Origin of the sequence: Streptomyces sp. NPDC052016 (assembly GCF_044548445.1) — a bacterium.
GTDB lineage: Bacteria > Actinomycetota > Actinomycetes > Streptomycetales > Streptomycetaceae > Streptomyces.
This window is the reverse complement of the sequence record NZ_JBIUBX010000068.1, coordinates 1-1,987: the sequence shown is the minus strand read 5'-3', so window position 1 is coordinate 1,987 and position 1,987 is coordinate 1. Positions and strand designations below refer to the sequence as shown.

Below are 1,987 nucleotides of genomic sequence, written 5' to 3'. Positions count from 1 at the left end.
TGTCGGATCCCAGCTGATGCCTGACGTTCTGGTCCCAGGTGATGCTTGACGGTGGGCCTAGAGAACATGGGAAGCCCCGTGGGGCTTGTTCGCTTTCACGTTACGGACCGGGACGTCGGTCGTGCGGCGGATGACCCGGATCTGGCCGTCCAGCTCGACTGTGATCGTCGTGTCCGACACGTGCACGGTCACCGTCTGGCCCGCGTAGGGGCGGCCGAGGGAGACGGTCTGGCGGCAGACCATGACCGTGCCGACCGTGCTGACCCGCCGCTGCACCCGGACCGGCTCCACACCCGGCCGGGGCGGCGGTCCGGCCGGACGCAGGCCCCGCAGTCGGCGGACTTCCTCGCTGGTCAGCGGGTTGGGCCGCACCCGCAGCAGTTCCCGCGAGGACAGGTCGAAGAACGACAGCGTCTCGCCATCGATGCGGATACCCACCTGGCGGCCGCCGAGGATCTCTGCCGCCAGCACCTGGTGCCCGCCCAGGCCCACCAGGCCGCTGTTGTTGACGACCCGGTCCACCTCGAACGCGACCCCGTCGCCGGCTGGAAGCGGGGCCGGTCCGGCCGCGCGTCCGCCCCGGGCGGCCAGCCGCATCAGATCCGCCACCGACAGGTGTGACCGCACGGTCTTGATCCGCGCTCCCGCGATCAGCAGATGGATCACCGAGGTGTCGGCCCAGAAGGTCACCGTCAGCCCCGAACGGGTCGGCCCGAGCCAGAACTGCTTGCCCGCGACCTGCAGATTCCCACTCGCAGGCACCACCCGCTCGAACTCCACCGGCCCATCGGGCTCCAGCTGAACCACTGCCGGGACCAGCTCAGGCAGGCCGGCCGACACCGGCGACACTTCGGCCGGATCCGGCTCCGCAAGAGGTGTCCGCTGCTGCGGCACCGACGCGAGCACTCCGGGCACCCTCAGGCCCAGCACGTCCCGCTCCTGCTCGGGAACCGGGGCGAACCGATCACCGGGAGACTGCATGTCCAGCGCCTGATGCGGCCGGACGGAGTTGTACTCCTCAACCCACGCATCCAGTGCCGCCTGAGCCTCCTCGATGCTCTCGAACGCATCACAGTCGTCGAGGAGTTCACGCCGCAGCGTCTGATGGAACCGCTCGACCTTGCCCGTCGTGGTCGGCGAGGCCGGCTGGGTGAGACGGTGCGCGATCCCGTTCTCCCGGCAGATCCGGTCGAACAGCACCTCACCACCGTGCCCGAACCGGTCGGTGAACTGTTTGCCGTTGTCGGTCAGCACCTCCTCCGGCACCCCGAACGCCTGCAAGGCCCGGGTGAACGCCGCACACACAGCCCGTCCGGTCGCCCGCTCGACCACCGACGCGATCACGCAGAAGCGGGAGTGATCATCCACACCCGTCACGACCTTGGCCTCGGCCAGCTCGCCGGTCACCGGGTTGACCAGCATCACTCCGCCCACGATGTCCATCTGCCACAGCTGCATCGGCCGGTCCCGCTGCCAGCGCTTGTAATCCGACCGCTTCCTCCGCCGCACCCCCGGCTCCACCAGGCCATGCCGGACCAAGATCCGATAGATGGTCATCCGCGATGGCACCGGGCTCACCGCCCCGGACCGCTCCAGCACATGAGCAATCCTCCGCGGACCCCACCGAGGATGCTCGCGCCGCAGCTCACACACGGCCGCCTCCACCTCGGCAGAAGCCTGATGCGGGCACGACGCCGGCCTGCGCGAACGGTCCACCAACCCGGCCAGCCCCGAGGCCTCATACCGGGACTTCCATCCGCTCACCGTCTGCCGCGAGACGCCCAGCTGGGCGGCGACCTCCGTCACCGTCGCGCCCGCCAGCACCGACAGGACAGCCCGGTATCTCTGCTCGACAACCGACAACTCCACCAGCGCCAATCCCGGCCTCCCGCCACACGCCGCAACGACGCGCACAGAAAAGCCGATCACGGCCACTGTCAACCATCAGCTGGGACCGAACTGTCAAGCATCACCCGGGACCGGACAG

General features: G+C 69.4%; 1 protein-coding gene. It reads right to left on the bottom strand.

The annotated features are described in order from the left end of the window. Window positions 1–57: 57 nt before the first annotated feature. Window positions 58–1,863, bottom strand: a complete 1,806-nt coding sequence (locus ACIHAR_RS39665) for an IS481 family transposase (protein WP_400024128.1) — start codon at window positions 1,861–1,863, stop codon at window positions 58–60. Between the last annotated feature and the right edge of the window lie 124 nt (window positions 1,864–1,987).